24 protein-coding genes and 1 pseudogene are annotated in these 24,174 nt (G+C 58.5%); 16 read left to right on the top strand and 9 right to left on the bottom strand.

Annotated features, from left to right (window positions below):
* Positions 1-96: 96 nt before the first annotated feature.
* Together C5L13_RS26625 and secB are read left to right on the top strand one after the other, a co-directional pair.
* Positions 97-624 (top strand): FxsA family protein, encoded by a 528-nt coding sequence (locus C5L13_RS26625; protein WP_105386294.1) that lies wholly within the window; start codon positions 97-99, stop codon positions 622-624.
* An 85-nt stretch (positions 625-709) separates the two neighbouring features.
* A complete protein-coding gene (gene secB, locus C5L13_RS26630; RefSeq protein ID WP_105386295.1) occupies positions 710-1,186 on the top strand; it encodes a protein-export chaperone SecB in 477 nt (158 codons plus the stop codon).
* Positions 1,187-1,236: 50 nt separating this feature from the next.
* Here the strand turns inward: secB and dnaQ are convergent, their stop codons facing one another.
* From dnaQ to C5L13_RS26655, 5 genes are read right to left on the bottom strand one after another with little or no spacing between them, the layout of a single operon-like run.
* Entirely contained in the window at positions 1,237-1,941 is a 705-nt protein-coding gene (gene dnaQ / locus C5L13_RS26635; protein ID WP_105386296.1) for a DNA polymerase III subunit epsilon, read from the bottom strand.
* Positions 1,934-2,536: a dephospho-CoA kinase gene (coaE, locus tag C5L13_RS26640; protein WP_105386297.1), complete on the bottom strand. Its 603-nt coding sequence runs from the start codon at positions 2,534-2,536 to the stop codon at positions 1,934-1,936. The genes dnaQ and coaE overlap by 8 nt, the downstream gene beginning before the upstream one ends.
* The gene (locus C5L13_RS26645) at positions 2,533-3,393 is read right to left on the bottom strand and encodes a shikimate dehydrogenase (protein WP_105386298.1); all 861 of its coding nucleotides are present in this window, start codon (positions 3,391-3,393) and stop codon (positions 2,533-2,535) included. Before C5L13_RS26645 ends, coaE begins: the two co-directional genes overlap by 4 nt.
* Positions 3,386-3,979, bottom strand: a complete 594-nt coding sequence (locus C5L13_RS26650) for a Maf-like protein (protein WP_105386299.1) — start codon at positions 3,977-3,979, stop codon at positions 3,386-3,388. The genes C5L13_RS26645 and C5L13_RS26650 overlap by 8 nt, the downstream gene beginning before the upstream one ends.
* 31 nt (positions 3,980-4,010) lie before the next feature.
* Entirely contained in the window at positions 4,011-4,832 is an 822-nt protein-coding gene (locus tag C5L13_RS26655; protein ID WP_105386300.1) for a pyruvate, water dikinase regulatory protein, read from the bottom strand.
* Positions 4,833-5,308: 476 nt separating this feature from the next.
* Between C5L13_RS26655 and hemE the strand changes: the two genes are divergently transcribed.
* From hemE to C5L13_RS26700, 8 genes are all read left to right on the top strand, one after another.
* The gene (gene hemE / locus C5L13_RS26665) at positions 5,309-6,271 is read left to right on the top strand and encodes a uroporphyrinogen decarboxylase (RefSeq protein ID WP_407070480.1); all 963 of its coding nucleotides are present in this window, start codon (positions 5,309-5,311) and stop codon (positions 6,269-6,271) included.
* Complete coding sequence (hemJ, locus tag C5L13_RS26670; RefSeq protein ID WP_105386303.1) at positions 6,268-6,813, top strand: protoporphyrinogen oxidase HemJ; 546 nt, start codon at positions 6,268-6,270, stop codon at positions 6,811-6,813. Before hemE ends, hemJ begins: the two co-directional genes overlap by 4 nt.
* 183 nt (positions 6,814-6,996) lie before the next feature.
* Positions 6,997-8,262 carry a transcription termination factor Rho gene (gene rho / locus C5L13_RS26675; RefSeq protein ID WP_105386304.1) on the top strand — a complete coding sequence of 422 codons (1,266 nt, stop codon included), beginning with the start codon at positions 6,997-6,999 and terminating at the stop codon, positions 8,260-8,262.
* Between the two features lie 86 nt (positions 8,263-8,348).
* On the top strand, positions 8,349-9,650 hold the full coding sequence (mnmE, locus tag C5L13_RS26680) for a tRNA uridine-5-carboxymethylaminomethyl(34) synthesis GTPase MnmE (RefSeq protein ID WP_105386305.1): 1,302 nt from the start codon (positions 8,349-8,351) through the stop codon (positions 9,648-9,650).
* Positions 9,651-9,690: 40 nt separating this feature from the next.
* Positions 9,691-11,571, top strand: coding sequence for a tRNA uridine-5-carboxymethylaminomethyl(34) synthesis enzyme MnmG (mnmG, locus tag C5L13_RS26685; protein WP_105386306.1), 1,881 nt, complete (start codon positions 9,691-9,693; stop codon positions 11,569-11,571).
* Positions 11,571-12,188 (top strand): 16S rRNA (guanine(527)-N(7))-methyltransferase RsmG, encoded by a 618-nt coding sequence (gene rsmG / locus C5L13_RS26690; RefSeq protein ID WP_105386307.1) that lies wholly within the window; start codon positions 11,571-11,573, stop codon positions 12,186-12,188. Before mnmG ends, rsmG begins: the two co-directional genes overlap by 1 nt.
* A gap of 14 nt (positions 12,189-12,202) precedes the next feature.
* Positions 12,203-12,997: a ParA family protein gene (locus C5L13_RS26695; protein WP_105386308.1), complete on the top strand. Its 795-nt coding sequence runs from the start codon at positions 12,203-12,205 to the stop codon at positions 12,995-12,997.
* Positions 12,998-13,025: 28 nt separating this feature from the next.
* Positions 13,026-13,910, top strand: coding sequence for a ParB/RepB/Spo0J family partition protein (locus tag C5L13_RS26700; RefSeq protein ID WP_105386309.1), 885 nt, complete (start codon positions 13,026-13,028; stop codon positions 13,908-13,910).
* Between the two features lie 6 nt (positions 13,911-13,916).
* Here the strand turns inward: C5L13_RS26700 and holA are convergent, their stop codons facing one another.
* Genes holA through leuS form a run of 3 tightly spaced genes read right to left on the bottom strand, consistent with a single transcriptional unit; the run spans position 13,917 to position 18,116 of the window.
* Entirely contained in the window at positions 13,917-14,948 is a 1,032-nt protein-coding gene (holA, locus tag C5L13_RS26705) for a DNA polymerase III subunit delta (RefSeq protein WP_105386310.1), read from the bottom strand.
* Positions 14,936-15,496, bottom strand: a complete 561-nt coding sequence (locus C5L13_RS26710) for a hypothetical protein (RefSeq protein WP_105386311.1) — start codon at positions 15,494-15,496, stop codon at positions 14,936-14,938. Before C5L13_RS26710 ends, holA begins: the two co-directional genes overlap by 13 nt.
* Positions 15,486-18,116 carry a leucine--tRNA ligase gene (gene leuS / locus C5L13_RS26715; RefSeq protein WP_105386312.1) on the bottom strand — a complete coding sequence of 877 codons (2,631 nt, stop codon included), beginning with the start codon at positions 18,114-18,116 and terminating at the stop codon, positions 15,486-15,488. The genes C5L13_RS26710 and leuS overlap by 11 nt, the downstream gene beginning before the upstream one ends.
* Before the next feature lie 175 nt (positions 18,117-18,291).
* Between leuS and C5L13_RS26720 the strand changes: the two genes are divergently transcribed.
* The 5 genes and pseudogenes from C5L13_RS26720 to minE all read left to right on the top strand — a co-directional run bounded on the left by C5L13_RS26720 (position 18,292) and on the right by minE (position 22,968).
* Entirely contained in the window at positions 18,292-18,951 is a 660-nt protein-coding gene (locus C5L13_RS26720; protein ID WP_105386313.1) for a YggS family pyridoxal phosphate-dependent enzyme, read from the top strand.
* Between the two features lie 104 nt (positions 18,952-19,055).
* Positions 19,056-20,977 (top strand): annotated as a pseudogene (locus C5L13_RS26725) (propionyl-CoA synthetase).
* 152 nt (positions 20,978-21,129) lie between these two features.
* A complete protein-coding gene (gene minC / locus C5L13_RS26730) occupies positions 21,130-21,864 on the top strand; it encodes a septum site-determining protein MinC (RefSeq protein ID WP_105386314.1) in 735 nt (244 codons plus the stop codon).
* Positions 21,865-21,895: 31 nt separating this feature from the next.
* Positions 21,896-22,711 carry a septum site-determining protein MinD gene (minD, locus tag C5L13_RS26735; protein WP_105386315.1) on the top strand — a complete coding sequence of 272 codons (816 nt, stop codon included), beginning with the start codon at positions 21,896-21,898 and terminating at the stop codon, positions 22,709-22,711.
* A complete protein-coding gene (minE, locus tag C5L13_RS26740) occupies positions 22,708-22,968 on the top strand; it encodes a cell division topological specificity factor MinE (protein ID WP_105372190.1) in 261 nt (86 codons plus the stop codon). Before minD ends, minE begins: the two co-directional genes overlap by 4 nt.
* Positions 22,969-23,055: 87 nt before the next feature.
* Here minE and C5L13_RS26745 read toward each other — a convergent pair whose 3' ends face one another.
* Positions 23,056-23,766, bottom strand: a complete 711-nt coding sequence (locus tag C5L13_RS26745; RefSeq protein WP_105386316.1) for a DUF1013 domain-containing protein — start codon at positions 23,764-23,766, stop codon at positions 23,056-23,058.
* Positions 23,767-23,987: 221 nt separating this feature from the next.
* Between C5L13_RS26745 and C5L13_RS26750 the strand changes: the two genes are divergently transcribed.
* The coding region (locus C5L13_RS26750; protein WP_158693537.1) for an acetyl-coenzyme A synthetase N-terminal domain-containing protein at positions 23,988-24,174 on the top strand (187 nt) is incomplete at its 3' end.

Genomic DNA, 24,174 nt, shown 5'->3' on the forward strand with positions numbered 1-24,174 from the left:
GGTACAGCTTCTCATATAGTCCGCATCCGCTCATCATTCAAATAGCGAAGGCGTCAGTATCGATCGACGCCGGGTGATAATAAAACAGGGAACATCATGCGTTTCTTTCTACTGCCGATTCTTCTTCTCTGGCCGCTGGCCGAAATTGCCGGTTTTGTCCTCGTCGGCCGGGCGCTTGGGCTATGGGTGACACTGGGCCTTGTGGTCGGCACGGCCATCCTCGGCGCTTTCCTGCTCCGCAGCCAGGGTATGCAAATCCTGAAACAGATCTCGGCCGAAAGCCGCGAAGGGCGGATGCCCGGGCGCACCCTGGTGGACGGTGCGATGATCGTCGTCGCCGGTATCCTGCTTCTGCTGCCGGGCTTTCTGACCGATATCATCGGACTGGCTCTCTTCATTCCCTTCGTCCGCAGCTTCCTTTGGTCGCTGATCGGCCGCCGGATTGTGGTGGTCCGCACATCGCGCACGACGGGCCATCACTACGACGGCGGCCGAACGGGACCGGCCGGCCAGAAACCGGGTCCGGTCGTCGATCTCGACGAGGAGGATTTCCACCGCGACGGCAATTCTTCGGGCTCCGGCTCCTCTTCTCCCTGGGCAGGACCCAAAAGTCGGGAACCTTGAACGGAGCCGGTAGTTTGCCAGGGTTGTAAGGCATATTCCGAAATGTTAGAGGGCCTCAACGTTCCAGAGCCTCGAGGAAGTCCCAATGGCAGACGAAAACAACCAGACGGCCCAGCCGTCCATCAATATCCTGGCACAATATACGAAGGATCTCTCGTTCGAGAATCCCGGCGCGCCCCGTTCGCTGCAGGCCCGCGACAAGGCTCCCGGCATTACGATCAACGTCAACGTCAACGCCAATCCGCTTTCCGACGCCGATTTCGATGTGGTGCTGACGCTGAATGCCGAGGCCAAGGATGGCGACAAGGTGGTTTTTGCGGCGGAACTGGTTTACGGCGGCGTTTTCCGCATCACCGGCTTCCCTCAGGAACACATGCTGCCGCTTCTCTTTATCGAGTGCCCGCGGCTGCTTTTCCCCTTCGCCCGCCAGATCGTTGCCGACGTCACCCGCAATGGCGGGTTCCCGCCGCTGATGATCGACCCGATCGATTTCGCCCAGATGTTCTCGCAACGTATGGCCGAGGAACAGGCTCGTTCAAAGGTTCAGGCTTTGAACAGCTGATCCATCGTGATCTCATCAAAAAGAAACCCGGGCCTGAGACCCGGGTTTTTTTATTCGGCAGACTTGTACCTGAGCCAGAGCGCCTTGTCCTTGAGCGAGGCCACCATGGCGGCATGTGCCTCGATCTCCGCTTCCGTCAGCCTGTTCGGCAAAGGCCGCGGCCGGCCGACGGCCGTCACCACGATTTCGTCAACCTCGATCACGGTCGTCGATCGTTCGGTACCCATCAGGCCGAGGGCAGCCTGACGGCCACCGGTCATTTCAATGTAGACTTCAGCCAGAAGTTCGGAGTCGAGGAGCGCACCGTGCTTGGTGCGATGGGCGTTATCGATGCCGTAGCGACGGCAAAGCGCATCCAGCGAGTTCGGACCCATCGGATGCTTGCGGCGAGCCAAGGCGAGTGTATCTACCACACGGTCGGTCTGCACCGGAGGCAGCCCTATCCGTTCGAATTCGGCGTTGATGAAGCCGATATCGAAGTTGGCATTATGGGCGATCCATTTCGCACCGTCGAAAAATTCAACGATCTGCTGGGCGATATCCGCAAAACCCGGCTTGTCCTTCAGGAACTCGTCGGTGATGCCGTGCACGGCCAGTGCATCCGGATGCACCTTCCGGTCGCCAGGATTGATGTAGAGATGCAGGGTCTTGCCCGTCGGAAAATTGTTGATCAGCTCGATGCCGCCAATTTCGATCACGCGGTCAAAGCGCGTTTCGAGGCCGGTGGTTTCCGTGTCGAAGATAATTTCACGCATGTTCGCTCGTCTTTCCGGCTCTCAAGGAGGCGATAATTTCCCGCACCCTTGCCCTCGCCTTCTCAAGCCCAAGGCCGGTGTCGATGAGGAAATCGGCTCTTTTGCGTTTCTCCGCATCGGGCAACTGGCGGGAGAGAATCATCGCCAATTTTTCCTCGGTCATGCCCGGGCGCGCAAGTACCCTTGCCCGCTGGATCTGTGGATCACAGGTGACAACCACCACCACATCCACCCTCTCTTCGCCTTTGACCTCGAAAAGCAGCGGGATATCCAGGACGACAATATCCGTCTCCGACTGCCGGTGCCGGTCTAGAAAGGCGATCTCCCGCTGACGCACCAGCGGGTGAACGATCGCCTCGAGAACCTGGAATTTTTCGGGCGTGGCGGAAAGCTGGCGCGACAGTTCCTGTCGGTCGACGACGCCTTCCCTGACGGCACCGGGAAAGGCGGTTCCGATGGGCGCCACGGCATCGCTGCGGTAAAGATCATGGACGACGGCGTCGGAATCATTCACCGGCACGCCCTCCTCCGCAAACATTTTTGCGGTCGTGGACTTGCCCATGCCGATGGAACCCGTGAGGCCGACGACAATCATCCGTGTCTTTCCATATCGGCGATCACCAGATCCCGGAGGACCGCGTCGACAGTCGGGCACCGGCCGAACCACTTCTCGAAGCCAGGTACCGCCTGATGCAGAAGCATTCCAAGACCATCGACAATCGGAAACCCCTGCTCTTCCGCCTGCGAGAGCAAAGGGGTCTTCAGAGGTACATAAACGATGTCTGTCACCACAGCGCCGCTGCTGAGCGGTGAAAAATTCACTTCAGGCGCCGGGCTGCCGCCCATGCCGAGCGAGGTGGTGTTGACGAACAATCCAGCGCCCGTCATCACTTCGTCCAGGGCCTCCAGCGGATGGGCATGTATCCTGGCGCCAAAGCGGTCGGCGAGTTCTTTTGCCCGCGCCAATGTGCGATTGACCACATGGATCTCGCCGATGCCGCGATCGCGGACGGCCTGAATGACGGCCCTGCTCGCCCCGCCTGCACCGAAGATCACCGCCCGACCGGCTTTGTCCCAGCCAGGATAGCGATCATCGAGATTGGCGGTGAAGCCGTAACCATCGGTGTTCGTCGCCTTGAGGATGCCCTCCTCCAACCAGAGAGTGTTGGACGCGCCGAGTTCTTCAGCCAGTTCATCCGGCCTGTCAGCAAGTTTGAAGGCAAGTTCCTTATGAGGAATGGTGACGTTGCCGCCACGATATCGGGAACTGCCGTCCTTCAGCGATTGGATGAAGGCTGGGAAATCCGCTTCCGTCACCGCCTCTGCCCGATAGGACCCAGGAATGCCGAATTGCTTCAGCCAATGACTATGGATCATCGGCGAGCGCGAGTGCTTCACCGGCCAGCCGGTTACGAATGCGTTAACCAAGAATGTTTCACGTGAATCAGCCATCGATAGCTCCAAGCACCCGCAACTTATCGAGGAGAGGCAGCATCGGTAGGCCCAGGATGGTGAAATAGTCACCCTCGATCTCGGAGAAGAGCTGAATTCCCTCCCCTTCCAACTGATAGGCGCCGACGCTGGAAAACGCCTTTTCACCTACCCGCGCCAGATATCGGTCGACGAAAGTCTCGGTCAGTGGGCGCACGGTCAGGTCGGCGTGGGAAATGTGCTCCCACAAAACATCGCGATCCTTGGTGATCGCGATGGCGCTGTTCAACCGATGGGTCTTGCCCGACAGCGACAGAAGGTTCTCCTTCGCCTCGCCAAGCGATTTCGGCTTATGAAAAACGCGATTTCCGAGCGACATGGTCTGGTCCGACCCGATCACCAGGGCACCGGAATGACGCAGGCCGACCTCCAGCGCCTTTGCCTTGGCAAGAGCCAGGGCGACCTGATCAGGGCTTGCACCTTCCAGGCTTGCTTCGATCTTCCGCTCATCGATATCCGCGGCGTGGCTTTCAAAAGTCAGGCCGGCATTTTCCATCAGCATTCGGCGAAAGGGGCTGGAGGAAGCAAGCACGAGAGGCGATGTCACGAAATATCTCCCAGGAACGGCAGGGTTTCGCTTAACGCAGCTTGGGGCGTAGCGCAACGATTGCCGCCGCCGTCTCCTCGATGGATCTACGCGTCACGTCGATGATCGGCCAGTTATGACGCGCGCAGAGGGCTCGCGCATATTTCAGTTCCTCGTTGATGCTGGCCCGGTCGGTATAATGATGTCTATCAAAGCCCTGCGTCGCGCCAAGGTCACGGTTCTCGCGCACCTGACTGATCCGGTCCGTCGTCGCTATCAGACCGACGATCAGCGGACGGACGGCGCGGTAGAGGCTTTCCGGCAGATCGACACCTTGTACGATTGGAATATTGGCCGTCTTGATGCCGCGATTGGCGAGGTAGATGCTGGTCGGCGTTTTCGAGGTGCGGCTGATCCCGATCAGCACCACGTCCGCTTCGTCATAACTTTCCGGCATCTGGCCGTCATCATGATCCATGGTGAAATTGAGAGCTTCGATGCGTTTGAAATAATCGGCGTTCAAGGCGTGCTGGGCACCGACGCGACGGCGCGACGGCGCACCCAGATAGGCCTGGAAGGTGATCATGACCGGTTCCAGGACATTCACCGAGGGCAAGCCCATCTCCCGACAGCGCTCATCGATCAATCCCGCCAGCTCGTGATCGACGATCGTATAGAGCACGATGCCCGGTTCCTGGTCGACGGCCTCCAGTACAGACAAGAGCTGCTTGCGGTTGCGGATCAGCGGGTAGACGTGTTCGACGGCAAGGGAAGACTGGAATTGGGCGGCGGCCGCGCGACCCGCGGAGATGAGAGTCTCCCCGGTTGAGTCAGATATCAGATGCAGATGGAAGAAATTTTTTCTGTTCTCCACGCTAATCTTTACCCTTTGTTGACAACCAGGGAGAGACGATCGATCCAGCCCAGCCGCCGCTCCGGGTCTGGGAAAACCGTCGAGTTTTCCACATTCGCGGGTTCTGCGGATGTAGATCCACGACCCTTGTGCACTCTGTGGACAGAGGCATCAAGCGCCTTTCTCATCCCCAGCTTATCCACAGACTCGACTTCTCCGTCCATCAACACAAACCTTTGATTGTGTTGATGGAATCGCGCTATCCTCACAAACCTCCTCGCGATGGCTTTTCCGTCTCCCGAACATTGCGAAAAGCGGCCGATCGTCGCGTCGGCTGTGATCTGACTTTAATCCTTGCTACTCACCGACTCTAAGAAATAGAAACCTATTCTAGATTCATTTCTTTTATTTTAGGGGAGACCCCATTGACCGGCCCATACCGGAAGATCGTCGAGGTGCTGAACGGCAAAACCGTTGCTCCGCCACCAATCTGGCTCATGAGACAGGCGGGACGTTATCTGCCGGAGTACCGGGAAACCCGAGCTCGGGCCGGGAGTTTCCTCGATCTCTGTTACACGCCGGATCTGGCTGTCGAGGTGACCTTGCAGCCGATCCGGCGCTACGGCTTCGACGCGGCCATTCTGTTTTCCGACATTCTCGTGATTCCCGATGCCCTGAAACGGAATGTTCGCTTCGTGCAGGGCGAAGGGCCGCAGATGGATCCCATCGACGTTTCCGGTATCGGAAATCTTAGGGGCGAGAGCGTGCTCGGCCATTTGGCTCCGGTGATCGAAACCGTACGCCGCCTGCGGCAGGAATTGCCTGAAGAAACGGCGCTGCTTGGTTTCTGTGGAGCGCCCTGGACGGTGGCAACCTATATGATCGCTGGGCATGGGACCCCGGACCAGGCACCGGCAAGGCTTTTCGCCTACCGACATCCCGAAGCTTTCGAGAAACTCCTGTCCATCCTGGCGGAGATCTCCGCGGAATACCTGATCGCCCAGATCGACGCCGGCGCTGATGCGGTTCAGATTTTCGATTCCTGGGCCGGTGTGCTCGGCGAACGGGAATTCGAGAATTTTGCGGTGAAGCCCGTTGCCCGGATGATCGAGATCGTCCGTAGCCGTCGACCGCAGGCAAAGATCATTGCATTCGCGAAGGGAGCGGGCCTCAATCTGCTTCACTACCGTCAGAAGACGAGAGCCGACGCAATCGGTCTCGACTGGTCCGTTCCGCTTTCCTTCGCCGCGGAGCTGCAGAAGGATGGCCCCGTTCAGGGCAATCTGGATCCGATGCGGGTCGTTGCCGGCGGTCGATCGCTCGAGGAGGGGATCGATGCCATTCTTGAAAAACTCGGGAATGGCCCGCTGATCTTCAATCTCGGCCATGGGATCACACCGGAGGCTGATCCCGAAAACGTGACGACGTTGGTCAGGCGGGTGCGTGAGGCAGGGGTATGAGTACCGATGAGCTGCAGACCGGGAAACCGGCGGGGCGGCGTTCGGCCGTCAGAGCTTTGGTGGCTCTCGGCATATTCATCGCAATCCTCGCGGCCGGTTATCTCGCCAGGCCGAATGATTTCATCCTCTACATCAAGGCTTTTCACGTGATCGCCGTGATCTCGTGGATGGCGGGGCTTCTCTACATGCCGAGGCTGTTCATCTATCACAGCGATGCTGAACCGGGCTCGGCACAGTCCGAGACATTCAAGATGATGGAGCAGCGGCTACTGAAAATCATCATGAACCCTGCGATGATGATCACCTGGGTTCTCGGTCTCTATCTCGCCTGGGATGTCTATCAGTTCCGGGGCGGGTGGCTGCACGGGAAGATCGCCCTCGTGGTCCTGCTTACCGCAGTGCATGTGCTGTTCAGCCGTGCGGTACGGGCGTTTGCCGCGGACGGTCCCAGAAGATCGCCCCGTTATTGGCGGATGATGAACGAGTTGCCAACCTTGCTGATGATCGGGATCGTCCTTTTGGTGATCGTGAAACCTTTCTGATCGCTTTCTTTGACGAGTTTTGGCGAAGCCTCTTGCGGCGTTCCACGTGAATCGCTATTTTCCCTCCATCTCATCTCGTGGCATGCGTGTAATTTCCCGTCGTCCCCGGATCATCTTCCGCGGTAGCGAATTTCACCGACACGCCTACAATTTCCCTGAAATTCTCAATATGGTCCCCCCTTCATGGCTGAAATGAAGCTTCAAGAACTCAAGAGCAAATCGCCTACGGATTTGCTGACCTTTGCCGAATCACTTGAGGTCGAGAATGCCAGCACGATGCGCAAGCAGGAGCTGATGTTCGCAATTCTTAAGGTTCTGGCGAGCCAGGACGTCGAGATCATCGGCGAGGGCGTGGTCGAGGTCTTGCAGGATGGGTTCGGCTTCCTGCGGTCGGCAAATGCCAACTATCTGCCAGGTCCCGACGACATCTACATCTCCCCGTCCCAGATCCGCCGCTTCTCGCTGAAAAGCGGCGATACCGTCGAAGGGCCGATCCGCGGCCCGAAGGAAGGCGAGCGTTATTTCGCTCTGCTGAAGGTCAATACGATCAATTTCGACGACCCGGAAAAGATCCGGCACAAGGTCCATTTCGACAACCTGACGCCGCTCTATCCCAACGAGCGCTTCAAGATGGAACTCGATATTCCGACGTCCAAGGATCTGTCGGCGCGGGTCATCGATCTGGTCGCGCCTCTCGGAAAAGGTCAGCGCGGACTGATCGTCGCTCCTCCGCGGACCGGTAAGACCGTTCTTCTGCAGAACATTGCCCATTCGATCACTGCCAACCATCCGGAATGTTACCTCATCGTTCTCCTGATCGACGAGCGTCCGGAAGAAGTGACGGACATGCAGCGTTCGGTGAAGGGCGAAGTGGTTTCCTCGACGTTCGATGAGCCGGCAGTCCGGCACGTGCAGGTTGCCGAAATGGTCATCGAAAAGGCGAAGCGCCTGGTCGAACACGGCCGCGACGTGGTGATCCTGCTCGATTCCATCACCCGACTCGGCCGAGCCTACAACACGGTCGTCCCCTCGTCCGGCAAGGTTCTGACAGGCGGCGTGGATGCCAATGCGCTGCAGCGTCCGAAGCGGTTCTTCGGCGCCGCCCGCAACATCGAAGAAGGGGGTTCGTTGACGATCATAGCGACCGCTCTGATCGATACCGGAAGCCGAATGGATGAAGTCATCTTCGAAGAATTCAAGGGTACCGGCAACTCGGAAATCGTCCTTGATCGAAAGGTGGCCGACAAGCGCATCTTCCCATCGATGGATATCCTCAAATCCGGTACCCGCAAGGAAGACCTGCTGGTGCCGCGCCAGGACCTGCAGAAGATCTTCGTGCTGCGCCGCATCCTTGCCCCGATGGGAACGACGGATGCCATCGAATTCTTGATCGACAAGTTGAAGCAGACCAAAAACAACGGCGACTTCTTCGATTCGATGAATACGTAATCCTTAGCCGGATTCAATTACCAAAAGCGCTCGGCTCGTCCGGGCGCTTTTTTGATTTTTCGGGTTTGGTTTGTTAAGGCAATCTAATGATCTCATCCGAAGATACGATCTTTGCACTTTCCAGTGGCGTGCTGCCAGCGGGCGTTGCGGTCCTACGGCTCAGTGGTCCGGCGTCCTTCGATGCAGTCCGAGTTCTGGCTGGAGACTTGCCGCAAGCCCGCCAAGCGGCCCTGAGAACAATTCGAAGCCGCGATGGCCTGGTTATAGACCAGGGGCTCATGCTTCTCTTTCCGGCCCCCAATTCGTTTACGGGCGAGGACTGCGTCGAATTCCAACTGCATGGCAGCCGGGCTGTCGTTGCCGCCGTCTACGAAGAACTCGAAAACCTCGGTTTACGGTTCGCAGAGGCGGGTGAGTTTTCGAGGCGGGCGTTTGAGAACGGCAAGCTGGATCTGGTGGAAGTTGAAGGCCTCGCCGATCTCATAGCCGCCGAGACCGAGATGCAACGCCGGCTGGCTGTGGAACAAGGTCTTGGTGGCCAATCCGCGCTCTACAATCAATGGGCTGAGCGCCTGACTCGCGCCCGTGCCCTGATCGAAGCAGAACTGGACTTTGCCGACGAGGATGACGTTCCAGGATCGGTTGCCGACAGGGTGTGGTCGGATATGGCGGATCTCTCTCTGGAGCTTAAGGAGCATATCGCTGCGGCTAAGGCTGGAGAGGTTATTCGCGACGGATATAAGGTCGTCATTGCAGGGCCACCCAATGCCGGAAAATCCAGTCTGTTGAACGCGCTGGCCAAACGGGACGTCGCTATCGTGACCGAGATTGCCGGCACAACGCGGGACATCCTGCATGTGGATATCGATCTGGACGGTTATCTCGTGCGATTTTTCGATACGGCCGGCCTGCGACCGACCGATGATCGGGTTGAGATGGAGGGAGTCCGGAGGGCTCTCACTGCCATTGAACAAGCAGATCTGATTCTGAATCTGGAGGAGATCGATTCGGAACCGCAACATTCATTGGCTGCTGACATACCGAACATCGTGCGGGTCGGAACGAAGATGGACCAGCACGGCCCCTCGTCGGCCTATGATATCTGTATTTCAAGCGAGACTGGTGAAGGTCTTGAGGAGTTGCGGGCGCGTTTGCTCGCCAATCTTCAGCAGATCTGGTCGGGATCGCTCGTTCCGAATCGCTTAAGGCAGAGCCGCCATCTCAAAGAGGCTTTCAATTTCCTGGAGGAAGCGCTAAACGGCAAGGAACTTGATGTTCGAGCTGAAAGTCTGCGTGCCGCAGCCTCCTCCCTTGGTCGGATAACCGGGCATGTGGATGTCGAGCAGCTCCTGGATATCATCTTTTCGCAATTTTGCATCGGCAAGTGATTCACGTGAAACGCCGGACGGTGTTCGTGGAGTAATGGAAATGGACACGACATTCGACGTGGTGGTTATCGGTGGTGGACACGCGGGCTGCGAAGCAGCAAGCGCCGCCGCGCGTATGGGCGCCAGGACAGCCCTGGTTACTCACAGGAAAGAGACGATCGGCGTGATGTCCTGCAATCCTGCAATCGGAGGATTGGGCAAGGGGCATCTTGTTCGGGAGGTTGACGCTCTGGATGGTTTGATGGGCCGCGTCGCCGACGAGGCGGGCATCCAATTTCGGTTGCTGAACCGAAAAAAAGGACCAGCGGTGCGAGGCCCCCGAACGCAGGCGGATCGTAAGCTTTACCGCCTTGCGATGCAGAGAGAGATACTGAACCATCGCAACCTGGAAGTCATTGAAGGCGACGCTTTTGACATTCACGTCGAAGACGGTTGCGTAACCGCAGTGGAGATGGGGGATGGTCGTCGATTCGGATGCGGAACGATTGTCCTCACCACAGGCACTTTTTTGCGGGGTCTGATCCATATCGGAGACAAGAAGATCCCGGCCGGCCGCGCTGGCGAAGAACCGTCTCTCGGGCTTTCGGCTACCCTCCAGCGGTTCGGCCTCCGGCTCGGACGGCTCAAGACCGGCACCCCTGCCCGGTTGGATGGGCGCACAATCGACTGGAGCAGTATCGGCCGGCAAGAGGCGGACGACGAGCCCGTATCGTTCTCGTTCATGACCGACCGGATCACGATCCCGCAGATTGCCTGCGGTGTTACCCGGACGACGGAGGCTACCCACAGGATAATCTCGGATAATATCCATCGCTCGGCGATGTATTCGGGGCAGATCGAGGGTGTGGGGCCGAGATATTGCCCGTCGATTGAGGACAAGATCGTCCGCTTCGGAGAAAGAGATGGGCACCAGATCTTTCTGGAGCCGGAAGGACTGGATGATTTTACAGTTTATCCCAATGGTATCTCCACCTCGCTTCCAGTCGAGGTCCAGGAAGCATTCATCCGCACCATCCCCGGGCTGGAAGATGTTGTTATCGTTCAACCTGGTTATGCGATTGAATATGATCACGTCGATCCCCGCGAACTGACGCCGTCACTTGAAGTTGCGAAGATGCCGGGCTTGTTCCTTGCGGGTCAAATCAATGGGACGACGGGCTACGAAGAAGCCGCCGCGCAGGGCCTCGTTGCCGGGCTGAACGCCGCTCTCAAGGCCGGCGGTGGAGGCTCCTACCACTTCAGCCGCGCTGATTCCTATATCGGCGTCATGATCGACGACCTGACTTCGCGCGGTGTGACCGAACCCTATCGGATGTTCACCTCCCGCGCTGAATACCGGCTTTCGTTGCGTGCGGACAACGCCGATGTAAGGCTGACTCAAAAAGGTATTGACCTTGGTTGTGTCGGTACGTCGCGCCAGGAAAAATTTGGCGAATATAGTCAGGAGCTGGATCGTCTTCGGTTGACTCTTCGGTCACTGGATCTGACGCCCAATGAAGCGGCGCGATATGGCCTGAAAATGAACCAGGACGGACAGCGTCGGACTGCTTATGAAATGTTGTCTTACCCTGATCAGTCATTGCTTTCGCTTTCCTCCATCTGGTCCCATCTGACGGAGTTTTCATCGAAAGCCCGTGAAGCCCTGGAAATCGAGGCTTCCTATGCGGTCTATATGGATCGGCAAGCAGCGGACATAACCGCGACCCAGAAGAATGAAGCTAGGCTCATACCGCAAGACTTTGATTTTTATGCGCTTTCCGGTCTTTCCAATGAAGTCAAGCAGAAGCTGGCGTCATCCAGACCCGCCAATCTTGCGCAAGCGGCAAAGGTAAACGGGATGACCCCGGCGGCTCTCGCATTGCTTCTTGCCCTACTCCGCAAGCAAGAAGTTGTCTCAAATCGCGTTAAACGAGTCTCCTGATGTTGCTAAACGGCAGGAGTGTTTCACGTGAAACGCAGGAACGGCTGGAGCATTTTGCCGGGCTCTTTCAGAAATGGGCGAAGACAATCAACCTTGTCGCGCCGTCGACCCTGGACGAACTGTGGCGCCGGCATATAGCGGACAGCGCTCAGATCTTTCAGCTCTCCCCCGAACCAAATCGCTGGGTGGATCTCGGCTCGGGAGGCGGCTTTCCCGGTGTTATAACTGCGATTTTCCTGGCGGAAATTGGCGGTGGCTGGGTCCATCTCGTCGAAAGCAATCAGAAGAAAGCCGCTTTTCTCCGTGTGGCTCTAGGTGAAACAGGGGCGCGAGGTTCGATCCATCCGATTCGGATCGAGACTGCGACCGACGTAATTCCGGAATGTGATCTTATTTCCGCAAGGGCGTTGGCGGAGCTCGAACAACTTCTTTTTTACACCGCGTCCTGGACGAATAACAAAAATACGCGGGCTTTTTTTCACAAAGGGCGGGATTACGCCAATGAGGTCGAGAAAGCCCGTGGCCGGTGGGCTTTCGATCTGATAAAACACGACAGTGCCGTGGAGCCAGATTCCGTTATCCTCGAACTGAGCAATATCAGGCACAGAGAACCCTAAACCTCAGGTGCGGTATGTTCGAAAAAAACCGGATTATCACCATCGCCAACCAAAAAGGTGGTGTCGGCAAAACGACGACGGCGATCAATCTTGCTACTGCGCTTGCCGCGATCGGCGAGCGCGTCCTGATCGTGGACCTAGATCCTCAAGGAAATGCCAGTACCGGATTGGGAATTGAACGCCGGGACCGGAAAGTATCCTCCTATGATTTGCTCATGGGGTATAATTCGGTTGCTGAAACGGCGTTGGAAACGGCGGTTCCCAATCTTTGGATTGTGCCCTCCACCATGGACCTTCTCGGTTTCGAGATGGAGATATCCCAAACATCCGATCGCGCCTTTAAATTGAGGCGAGCGCTGAACACCGATGAAGCACAATTCTATTCCTATATCCTCCTGGATTGCCCGCCTTCCTTCAATCTTTTGACGATGAATGCGATGGCCGCCGCCCACTCGGTGTTGGTCCCGTTGCAGTGCGAGTTCTTCGCCCTGGAAGGACTAAGCCAGCTTTTAGAGACGGTCGATCAGGTTCGTCGCACTGTCAACCCGTCGCTCGATATCCAAGGTATCGTGCTTACAATGTTCGATGCGCGTAATAATCTCGCTCAGCAGGTGGTCAGTGACGTCAGGACCTACCTTGGTGAGAAGGTCTACCACACCCTGATTCCGCGCAACGTTCGGGTGTCGGAAGCTCCCTCCTACGGAAAGCCGGCTATCCTCTACGATTTGAAATGTGCCGGCAGCCAGGCCTATCTGCAGTTGGCGTCCGAAGTGATTCAACGGGAACGCCGCCGTAAGGCTGCGGCGTGAATTCATCGACCGAGAGTGAGTAAAGCGAATGAATGATGATGTCTCGAAGCGGCGTCTGGGCCGCGGTCTCGCGGCTCTGATCGGTGAGATGGATCAGCCGGTGCCTGTCGAAGGTGGCGCTCGCAGTGTCAATCCGGATCGTATGGTGCCGATCGAGTATGTTGCTCGAAACCCGCGCAATCCCCGCAGAAACTTCGATGAAGGCGAGTTGCAGGATCTCGCGAGCTCGATACGTCAGCATGGTATTGTGCAGCCAGTTGTCGTTCGTCCGCATGGAGCGGATCGTTTCGAAATTATCGCCGGCGAACGGCGTTGGCGAGCCGCTCAGCTCGCTGGATTGGTCGAAATTCCTGTTATCGTTCGTGACGTTGATGATCGTACGGCACTGGAGATCGCGATCGTTGAGAACGTTCAGCGGTCGGACCTTAACCCGCTGGAAGAGGCGCTGGGCTACGAACAGCTGATCGCGGAACATGGTTATACCCAAAATGATCTCGGCGAGATTATAGGTAAAAGCCGGAGCCATGTGGCAAACAGCCTTCGCCTGTTGAAATTGCCGGAGCCCGTGCGAGATATGCTTTCCTCCGGCAGTCTGTCCGCCGGACATGCGCGAGCCCTGATCACAACGTCCGACCCTGCGGCGCTTGCTCGTACCATTGTATCTAAAGGCATGTCTGTTCGCGACGCAGAGCGCCTTGCGCAGAACGATATCAAGGCTCAGACTGAAGGCGCCACCGTTTCGAAAGCGGAACAAAAGGATTCCGACACTCTTGCGCTGGAGCGCACGCTGACCGATTCCCTCGGGCTCGAGGTCAAGATCAATCACAAGAATGGCGGAGGCCATGTCCGGATCAATTATCGGACGCTTGATCAGCTTGAGGAGATCTGCCGTTTATTGGAACGTAGACAGTGAATAGAATCAACGGCTTGACTGGATTGTAATCGCCATCAGCGTCTGGAAAGCGATACTTGGCTCCAGACTCTGTTTCTGGCGGGACAGCAGTACGGCAGCCTGCAAACGCTCGGTTTCGCGCGACAGGGCGGGCGCGCTCCACGTTCGCAATGCTTTTTCCATTATAGGTTTGCGCTTGAAGTGGATATGCCGGCCGAGCGTCATCATCACCTGCGCGACCGGAAGTTTCTTCTCCTCCATCTCGGCCTTCATCAGATCCAGCAACTGGAACTGCTTCAGGCACGACTGGAGGACGAGAAAGACCGGGGTCTTGGAAGACAGCACCTTCTGGATGGCGCGATGGAGACCCGGCAGATCGCCGCTCAGAATCGCGTCGACGGCTTCATCGGCAGAAACACTGCTCGCATCCCCGATGATTTCGCTGACATGCTCTTCCTCCACCACGCTCCTGCCACGGCAATAGAGAGCAAGTTTCCGCACCTCGTTGCGGGAGGCCACGCGGTCTCCGCCCAGCAAGTCCAGGAGCTTCTGCCGCGCCGGCGTGCTGATCCTGAGGTTTTCGTTTCCAAGTTCGCTGTCGATGAGGTTGTTCAAAGCCCTTACGTCGTCCGCATAGCAGGGAACAACCGCGACGGCTCTGGCGGGCTCGGCAATCTTCCGCAGGCCGCTGCCCTTCTTTAGATCCCCGGCCTCGATAATCAGGATATTCGCTGGTGGCGGGCCGGCGGCAAGGATCTGCACAGCGTCCAGAAGCGGCTTCTCATTGGCGGCACCGCGGAGCCAGACGAGTTTCGACCCGCCGAAGAGGCCGAGCGAGTTAACTTCATCCAAGAGCCTGCCCGGATCCCCCTGCAGATCCGAAACATCCAGCTTCAGCATAGCAAATGGGTCGTCCTTCGGAACGCCCGTTCGGGCAGCAATCATCGACGCGCGTTCGGAGACCAGACCGCGATCAGGACCGTAGATGACGAAGATCTTGTAGAGTTCGGCGCCCTTCTCGACGAAGCGGTCGAACTCGTGAGATTTTATTTCTGCCATACCGTCTGCGGCTGAGGTTCGCGGGCTATCACGATCGCGATCTCGGCGCGAATGAACTCAGCAAGCTCGCGTGCCGCCCGATTTTCGGCATCGCGGATCGCCCGCAGCTTGGCAAAACCCTGCCCCGAGACATCGATGAGAGACACCACTTCGCGCTTACTGGACTTGAGTATCTGCCCGTCGCTGATGCGTGTGACGGTATATGTCGCTCCGACCTGCACGCGGCCCGGTACAGGCACGCCGGTCGTGGAGACGTTGTCGTCATCCTCGTCGTCGATGATGCTCGACGCCGTGCTTGTGGCCGTCAGCTTCACGTCATATGCCGGGCGCGCCGATTCACCCGCTCCGCCTGACGTCAGGAAGATGAGATGGTTGCGGATGACCTGATCTATGCGGCTCTGCGGCTGGGAGAAACCGACCGCAGCAAGCCGCTCGCCGGTGCCTGCCGACTCGGAGTACAAGGGGCGGACCTGGCAGCCCGCCACGATGGCGAGCATCGCCAAGCTGGAGACAAGGCCGATGCGACGGAAGGAGCGGTCAGACGACAATGTTCACGATCCTCTGTGGGACAACGATGATTTTCTTTGGCGCCCGGCCATCGAGAGCCGCCTTCACCGCTTCCAGCGCCAAAACCGCAGCTTCGACGGCACTTTGATCCGCGTCGCGGCCGATTGTCAATTCGGCTCGTTTCTTGCCATTGATTTGCACCGGCAGTGTGACGTCGTTCTCGACGGTCAGCGCCTCGTCGAACTTCGGCCAGGCGGTATGAGCGACCATGTCCTTGTTGCCGAGCACGGTCCAGCATTCTTCGGCCAGATGCGGCGTCATCGGTGCGACAATCTGGATGAGGATTTCGGCGGCGTTGCGGACGGCGGCGCGATAGGCGGCGTCACCCTTGCCTGCAGCGACGTCGGTCAGCGGTGCGGCAATCGCATTCACGAGTTCGTAGATGCGCGCCACGGCCTTGTTGAAGGAAAGCTTGTCCAAATCTCCCTGAACCGCCTTCAGGGTCTTGTGGGCCAACTGTGAGATCGCCAGCGCCTCACCATTCTTAGCCGGCGCCGGATCGACATCGACAAGGTTTTCGGAGGCCTCGGAAATCAGACGCCACAGGCGTTGCGTAAAACGATGAGAGCCTTCGACGCCGGCTTCAGACCAAATGACGTCGCGATCTGGCGGCGAGTCCGAGAGCACGAAGAAGCGGGCCGTGTCTGCACCGTAGGATTCTATGATGTCATCCGGATCCACAACGTTCTTCTTCGACTTCGACATCTTCTCGATCGAGCCGATGGTCACTTCCTCGCCCGTTGAAAGCAGTGTCGCACGCCGCTTGCCTTCGACTTCCTCGATCCGGATATCGGCGGGAGCCACCCATTCCCCGTTCTGGCCGGAGCCGCGGCGGTAGGTTTCATGCACGACCATGCCCTGCGTGAAGAGCCCCTTGAAGGGCTCCTTCACGTCCACATGGCCAGTTTCGCGCATGGCGCGGGTGAAGAAACGGGAATAGAGCAGATGCAGGATCGCGTGTTCAATGCCGCCGATATACTGGTCCACCGGCAGCCAGCGATTGGCGACAGCCGGATCGGTCGGATCCTTTTCCCATGGCGCCGTGAAACGGGTGAAATACCAGCTGGAATCAACGAACGTATCCATCGTATCCGTCTCGCGGCGGGCATCCTTGCCGCATTGCGGGCAGGCGACATGACGCCAGGTGAGATGGCGGTCGAGGGGGTTGCCCGGCAGGTCGAAGGTAACGTCATCTGGCAGCTTTACCGGCAGGTCTGCCTTCGGCACCGGCACAACGCCGCAGTCATCGCAATGAATGACGGGGATCGGGCAGCCCCAATAACGCTGACGGGAAATACCCCAGTCACGCAGGCGGAAATTTACCTTGCGTTCGGCCTGCGGCATATTTCCGAGCAGGGTGCCGGACAGCTTGTCGGCAACGATCTCGAAAGCTTCCTCAGTCGGTTTCCCGTCGAGGAAGCGGGAATTGATCATCACGCCGTCGTCGATGTAAGCCGTATCGCCGATTTCGAAGGTCGCAGCATCACCGTCCTTCGGCATGACAACCGGAACCACGGGCAGGCCATATTTGCGGGCGAAATCCAGGTCGCGCTGGTCGCCGGAAGGGCAGCCGAAGATGGCGCCGGTGCCGTAATCCATCAGCACGAAGTTTGCGACATAGACCGGCAGCTCCCACGAAGGATCGAGCGGATGCTTGACCCGGATGCCGGTGTCGATGCCCTTCTTTTCGGCCGTTTCCAGCGCGGCCAATGATGTCCCGTGACGACGGCACTCTTCCGCGAACGCTTCGATAGCCGGATTCTGCGCGGCAACGGCTTTCGCGATCGGGTGATCGGCTGCGATCGCCAGGAAGGAAGCGCCGAACAAGGTGTCGGGGCGGGTCGTATAGACCACCACTTCGTTCTCGCCGGCAGGTCCCGTGCCCGGGACGATCTCCCAGCGCAAAGCCAGGCCTTCGGATCGGCCGATCCAGTTCTTCTGCATCAGCCGGACTTTTTCCGGCCACTGATCCAGGTCGTCCAACGAATCGAGCAGATCCTGGCTGAAATCGGTGATCTTGAAGAACCACTGTACCAGCTCGCGCTGTTCGACCAGGGCGCCGGAGCGCCAGCCACGACCGTCGATGACCTGTTCGTTGGCCAAAACAGTATGATCGACCGGATCCCAGTTGACCTTCGAGAGCTTGCGGTAGACCAGGCCCTTTTCCATCATGTCCAGGAACAGGTGCTGCTGGCGATGATAGTAGTCCACGTCACAGGTGGCGAATTCGCGCGACCAGTCCAGCGAAAGGCCCATGGCCTTCAGCTGTTTCTTCATCGCCTCGATGTTCTGGTAGGTCCAGGCCTTCGGGTGAACCTTGTTGTCGCGAGCGGCGTTTTCGGCCGGCATGCCGAAGGCGTCCCATCCCATCGGGTGCAAAACGTTGAAGCCTCGGGCGCGCTTGTAGCGTGCCACCACATCTCCCATGGCGTAGTTCCGCACATGGCCCATGTGAATGCGGCCTGACGGATAAGGGAACATCTCAAGGACGTAATATTTCTCGCGCGGATCGCTGTTGTCGGTCTCGAAGACCTTGGCTTCGTTCCACTTCTGCTGCCAACGAGGTTCGGCATCGCGCGGATTATAACGTTCAGTCGCCATTTCGATGATATTCCGGGAAAATCAGGATAAAGAGTCGGGCGAGACCTTCACCATGAAACCCCACAAGCGTCAAGTTTTACAGGGTCGGGAAGGGGTAAAGTTTCAGGCAGAAAGCTCTTGGCAGGGGCTTATATGAGGGCTACTCGCTGCCTTCGCAAGAAAACGGAAGGTGATCATGGGCGTCGAGCAAAGACTTCACGAAGTTCAGGAGCGGATAGGCAAGGCCGAGCGTCAGGCGAAGCGCCCGGGTGGATCGGTGTCGCTCGTCGCGGTGTCGAAGACTTTCGATGCAGATCACATCAGGCCGGCGATCGCGGCCGGGCAGCGCGTGTTCGGCGAAAACCGGGTGCAGGAAAGCCAGGGCAAATGGCCGGAACTGAAGGCGGAGACCCCTGGCATCGAGCTTCATCTGATCGGGCCGCTGCAATCCAACAAGGCAGAAGACGCCGTCGCACTCTTCGACGTCATCGAGACCGTCGACCGGGAAAAGATCGCACGGGCGCTGGCCGGCGAGATGACGAGGCAGGGAAGGTCGCCGAAGCTCTACGTACAGGTCAATACCGGGCTCGAGCCGCAAAAGGCGGGAATCGAGCCGAAGAAAACCGCTGAATTCGTGGATTTCTGCCGCAACGAACTTGGTCTTTCAGTCGAAGGCCTGATGTGCATTCCGCCGGTCGAGGAAAATCCCGGTCCGCATTTTGCGTTGCTTACCAAGCTCGCCAGAGAATGCGGCTTAGAGAAGCTGTCGATGGGCATGTCCGGGGATTTCGAAACAGCCATAGAGTTCGGCGCGACCAGCGTAAGGGTGGGCTCGGCGATCTTCGGCGATCGATAATAGACTTTCGTCAAGTCCCTCACGCTTTCGTCGGGGTTTCCGGTGGTCCTCCGTCATCCTAGAGTGACAGTCTTCGGGCTGTACTCATGTGACGGGAGGTGCAGATGCAAAGCCGCTATTTCGACGCCTATGAGGGCTGGCAGCGAGATCCGGAAGGTTTCTGGAGGGCGGCTGCGGAGGCGATCCACTGGTTCAAGCCGCCGGACAAGATCTTCGACAAGGATCAAGGCGTCTATGGCCATTGGTTTCCCGGCGGGGAGACCAATACCTGCTACAATTGCCTCGATCGGCATGTCGAAGCCGGGCGGGGCGGACAACGGGCTTTCATCTATGACAGCGTGATGACCGGCACGCAAAAAACCTTCACTTACAGTGAGGTGCTGATCGAGGTGCAGGCGATCGCGGCCGTCCTCAGGAAGCATGGCGTTGCGAAGGGTGATCGAGTCATCATCTATATGCCGATGGTACCGGAAGCGGTGTTCTCCATGCTTGCCTGCGCTCGCCTCGGCGCAATTCACTCCGTCGTTTTCGGCGGCTTCGCCGCGCAGGAACTCGCGGCAAGGCTAGACGACTCCAAGGCAAAGGTGATCATCAGCGCAAGCTGCGGCCTGGAGCCCGGGCGAGTGGTGGCCTACAAGCCGCTTCTCGATCAGGCAATCGACATGGCGAAGACCAAGCCGGACTATTGCCTGCTCCTTCAGCGCGATCAGCTACATGCGCCGCTGCGCTACGAGCATGGAGACCGCGATTTTGCCGAGGCGGTGAAATGGAAAAGGTCAGCGGCACCGAAGTGCCCTGCGTGGCGGTAAAGGCCACCGATCCGCTCTACATCCTTTACACTTCAGGAACCACGGGACAGCCGAAGGGCGTAGTCCGCGACAATGGCGGGCATATGGTTGCGCTCCGCTGGAGCATGGAGAATATTTACGGTCTGAAGCCGGGCGAGGTATTCTGGACAGCCTCCGACATCGGCTGGGTGGTCGGGCATTCCTATATCGTCTACGGACCGCTTTTGGCCGGCAATACCAGCGTGATTTTTGAAGGCAAGCCTGTCGGCACACCTGACGCTGGTACCTTCTGGCGGGTGATCAACGACCATCGGGTCAAGGTTCTGTTCACGGCGCCGACCGCCTTTCGGGCCATCCGTCGCGAAGATCCGGAAGGCGATTTCATCGCGAGATACGATACGTCCAGTCTGACGGCATTGTTTCTGGCGGGAGAGCGTGCCGATCCGGAAACTCTGAAGTGGGCAGAGCAGAAGCTTCGGATTCCGGTCATAGACCACTGGTGGCAGACGGAAACGGGCTGGCCGATGGCAGCAAACACCATGGGGCTCGGTCTGATGCCCATCAAGCACGGTTCGCCCACGCGGCCGATGCCCGGTTACACGATCGACGTCCTGGACGATGCCGGCCAACCCGTGCCGACCGGCACGCTTGGCAATATCGTCGTGAAATTGCCGCTGCCCCCCGGCTGTCTCGTCAGCTTCTGGCAGGCCGACGAACGGTTCCGCGACACCTGCCTTTCCGAGTTTCCTGGCTATTACAAGACGGCTGATGCGGGGCTCGTGGACGACGAGGGCTATGTGTTCGTGATGGCCCGCACCGACGACGTCATCAACTGCGCCGGACACCGGCTTTCCACGGGAGCGATGGAGGAGGTATGCGCGATGCATCCGGACGTCGCCGAATGCGCCGTCATCGGCGTATCGGATGCACTGAAAGGCCAGGTTCCCTGCGGCTTCGTGGTCCTGAAGCACAATGTCACGCGCGATCACGGCTTGATCAAGAAGGAGGTCGTGGACCTCGTCCGGAATGAAATCGGTCCGGTTGCGGCTTTCAAGACGGTGATGGTCGTCAACCGCCTGCCGAAAACCCGTTCGGGCAAGATCCTGCGCGGCACGATGCAGAAGATCGCAGACGGTATGCCGTGGAAGATGCCAGCGACGATCGATGATCCCGTCATTCTCGACGAAATCACCTCCATCCTGAAAGCAAACGGATATGCCCGCAATGCCGCGGCATGAACGTCGCGGGAAGCGCGCCGATCCTTCAAAACCCCCGGCCAGCGCCGGGGGCTCTGTTGACAATCGCTTAATAAACCGGCCCGACGGAGCCCGGCGTTAACTACTTGTTAACTATGTTAGCGGTACATACGGTCAACGATTTGTTTACGTAGATGACCAAAGTGCTAACAGACGCTCGCTCTATCCGCATCAAGGGCCGCTCTTTCCTGGCGGTCGTTCTTTCTCCCGACCTTCCGTTCGACGACTGGCTTGCAAGGTTGGACGATCTGGCGGCGCGTTCGGCCGGCTTTTTCCTCGGACGCCCCGTCGTCTTGGACGTGACCGATCTGCCGATCGACCGGGCTCAATTGAAAGAGCTGCTCGGTGAGTTCAGCCAGCGCAATGTCAGCATCATGGGCATCGAAGGCGCGCGTCCTTCGATCCTTGGTCAAGGCATGCCTCCGGCGCTAAAAGGCGGCAGGCCTGTTTCGGATGACGCCGTGGCGAAAGAACCGGTCATCGAGCTGCAGAACAGTTCGGCCGATAGCAAGCCGGCCGCGATCGAAAGCCGGCAGCCGTTGCAGTCCATCATCATTCGGGAACCGGTGCGCTCAGGTCAGTCGGTAATCTTTCCGGAGGGAGATGTGACCGTCATCGGTTCCGTAGCCTCGGGCGCCGAGATCATCGCCGGCGGGTCCGTCCACATCTACGGGACGCTCCGCGGCCGGGCGATGGCTGGATCGATCGGCAATGCCTCGGCGCGGATTTTCTGCCGCAAGATGGAGGCGGAATTGCTGGCGATCGACGGGGTCTACAAGATGGCCGAGGACATGGCTCCGAGCCTGCGCGGGAAACCCGTCCAGCTCTGGCTCGAGGGCGATACAATCATGGCAGAGACACTTATCTGAGCCGGAAACGGCTGGGAAACAGGAGAGAAACATGGGGAAAGTCATAGTAGTGACGTCAGGCAAGGGCGGGGTCGGCAAGACGACATCGTCCGCGGCGCTCGGAGCAGCCCTGGCGCATAAGGGCGACAGGGTCGTGATCGTCGATTTCGACGTCGGCCTGCGCAATCTCGATCTCGTCATGGGTGCGGAGCGCAGGGTTGTCTATGACCTGGTCAACGTCATCCAGGGCGAGGCAAAACTTTCGCAGGCGCTGATCCGCGACAAGCGGCTGGAAACGCTCTTCCTGCTGCCTGCCTCGCAGACACGCGACAAGGACGCGCTGACCCCTTCGGGTGTCGAAACGGTCATCACCGAACTGAAGCGGGTTTTCGACTGGGTCATCTGCGACAGCCCAGCCGGCATCGAGCGCGGTGCGACGCTTGCCATGCGTCATGCGGATATCGCGGTGGTCGTGACCAATCCGGAAGTCTCGTCAGTGCGCGATTCGGACCGGATCATCGGTCTGCTCGACGCAAAGACCGTCAAGGCCGAGCAGGGCGAGCGTGTCGAGAAGCACTTGCTGCTGACCCGCTATGATTCGAACCGCGCCGAGCGCGGTGACATGCTGAAAGTCGATGATGTTCTGGAAATCCTCTCGATTCCGCTGATCGGCATCATTCCGGAAAGCATGGACGTCCTGCGCGCTTCCAATATCGGCGCACCGGTCACTCTGGCGGATGCCCGCAGCGCGCCCGCAATGGCCTATTTCGACGCCGCCCGCCGGCTTGCCGGCGAGGTGCTGCCGATCACGATTCCCGGTGAAAAGCGGGGTATCTTCGGCAAAATCTTCGGAAGGAAGGCAGCATGAGCATTTTCAGCCTTTTCCGCAAACAGAGGTCTGCGCCGATGGCGCGCGAACGCCTGCAGGTGCTTCTTGCCCATGAGCGCGCTTCCAGCAGTTCCGACCTCGTATCCGTGCTCCGCGAGGAGATTCTCGCCGTCATAGCCAAGCACGTGCAGCTCGACAGCGACAAGGTGCACGTAAAGATGGACCGTGACGAGAACGTTTCGATCCTCGAGATCGACGTGGAAATTCCGCTCGACGCGGCGCTGCAGGCGGCCTGAGGCTGCCCGTCATTCACATAGCTTGCAGATAAAAAAACCCGCCGGATCGGCGGGTTTTTGCTTGAACAGGACTCCAGGCGGATCGGCTTAGAAGCGATCGTCCTCGTCTTCCTCGTCGCGGCGGTTGGACTTCAGCGAGCTCAACTTCGCGAAGACGGCATCCGCATCGATTTCCTTTTCTTCCTCGCGCTCCGGGCGATAGCTGAAGCCGAGGTTTTCAGTTTCCGAAGCCGGCTGCAGCGAGGCGCCGAGCTCGGCAGCCGTCGGCAACGGACGGCCCTTGGAAGCCCGTTCGACTTCAAGATCGAGGTCGATCTGGCTGCAGAGGCCGAGCGTGACCGGGTCCATTGGAGTCAGGTTGGCGGAATTCCAGTGAGTGCGCTCGCGGATCTGCTCGATCGTCGACTTGGTGGTGCCGACAAGGCGGGAAATCTGTGCGTCCTTGAGTTCCGCATGGTTGCGGACCAACCAGAGGATGGCATTCGGACGGTCCTGGCGCTTCGAAACCGGCGTATAGCGCGGGCCCCGACGCTTCGATTCCGGAACGCGCACCTTGGGCTCGAGGAGCTTGAGCTTGTAGTTCACGTCCGCCTCGCCGCGGGCGATTTCGTCACGGGAAAGCTGGCCTGTGGCAATCGGATCGAGGCCCTTGATGCCCTGCGCCGCTTCGCCGTCGGCAATCGCCTTCACTTCCAATGGATGAAGCTTGCAGAAATTGGCAATCTGGTCGAACGAAAGGGCAGTGTTGTCGACGAGCCAGACAGCGGTCGCCTTTGGCATGAGCAATTGTTGGGCCATGGGTATAGTTCCTCTGTCGTCCGCGCCGGTGTCGCGGGCCGTGGGTATCAACCACAATTTCCGGGAATTTACCGCCCTATAGCGGAAATACGACGGAATTGCAAATCTTCAAATGACATGGCCGTTTGTCTAATTGCCGGGCCGGCTTCACCTGTTATGAATGCGAAGCAGATTGCCTAAGTCGGCCTCTGGCTGCGGCGTCGTTCGATGGGGAGGTATTCATGTCCGAGAAAATTTATCCGGTGCTCAAGTCCGCCAAAGCGAGAGCTTTGATCGATGGCGACAAGTACGAGAAGTGGTACGAGGAGAGCGTGGAGGATCCGGACAAGTTCTGGGGCAAGCACGGCCGGCGGATCGACTGGTTCAAGCCTTATACGAAGGTCAAGAATACCTCCTTCAAGGGCAAGG

This window comes from Neorhizobium alkalisoli (assembly GCF_002968635.1).
GTDB classification, from domain to species: Bacteria; Pseudomonadota; Alphaproteobacteria; order Rhizobiales; family Rhizobiaceae; genus Neorhizobium; species Neorhizobium alkalisoli.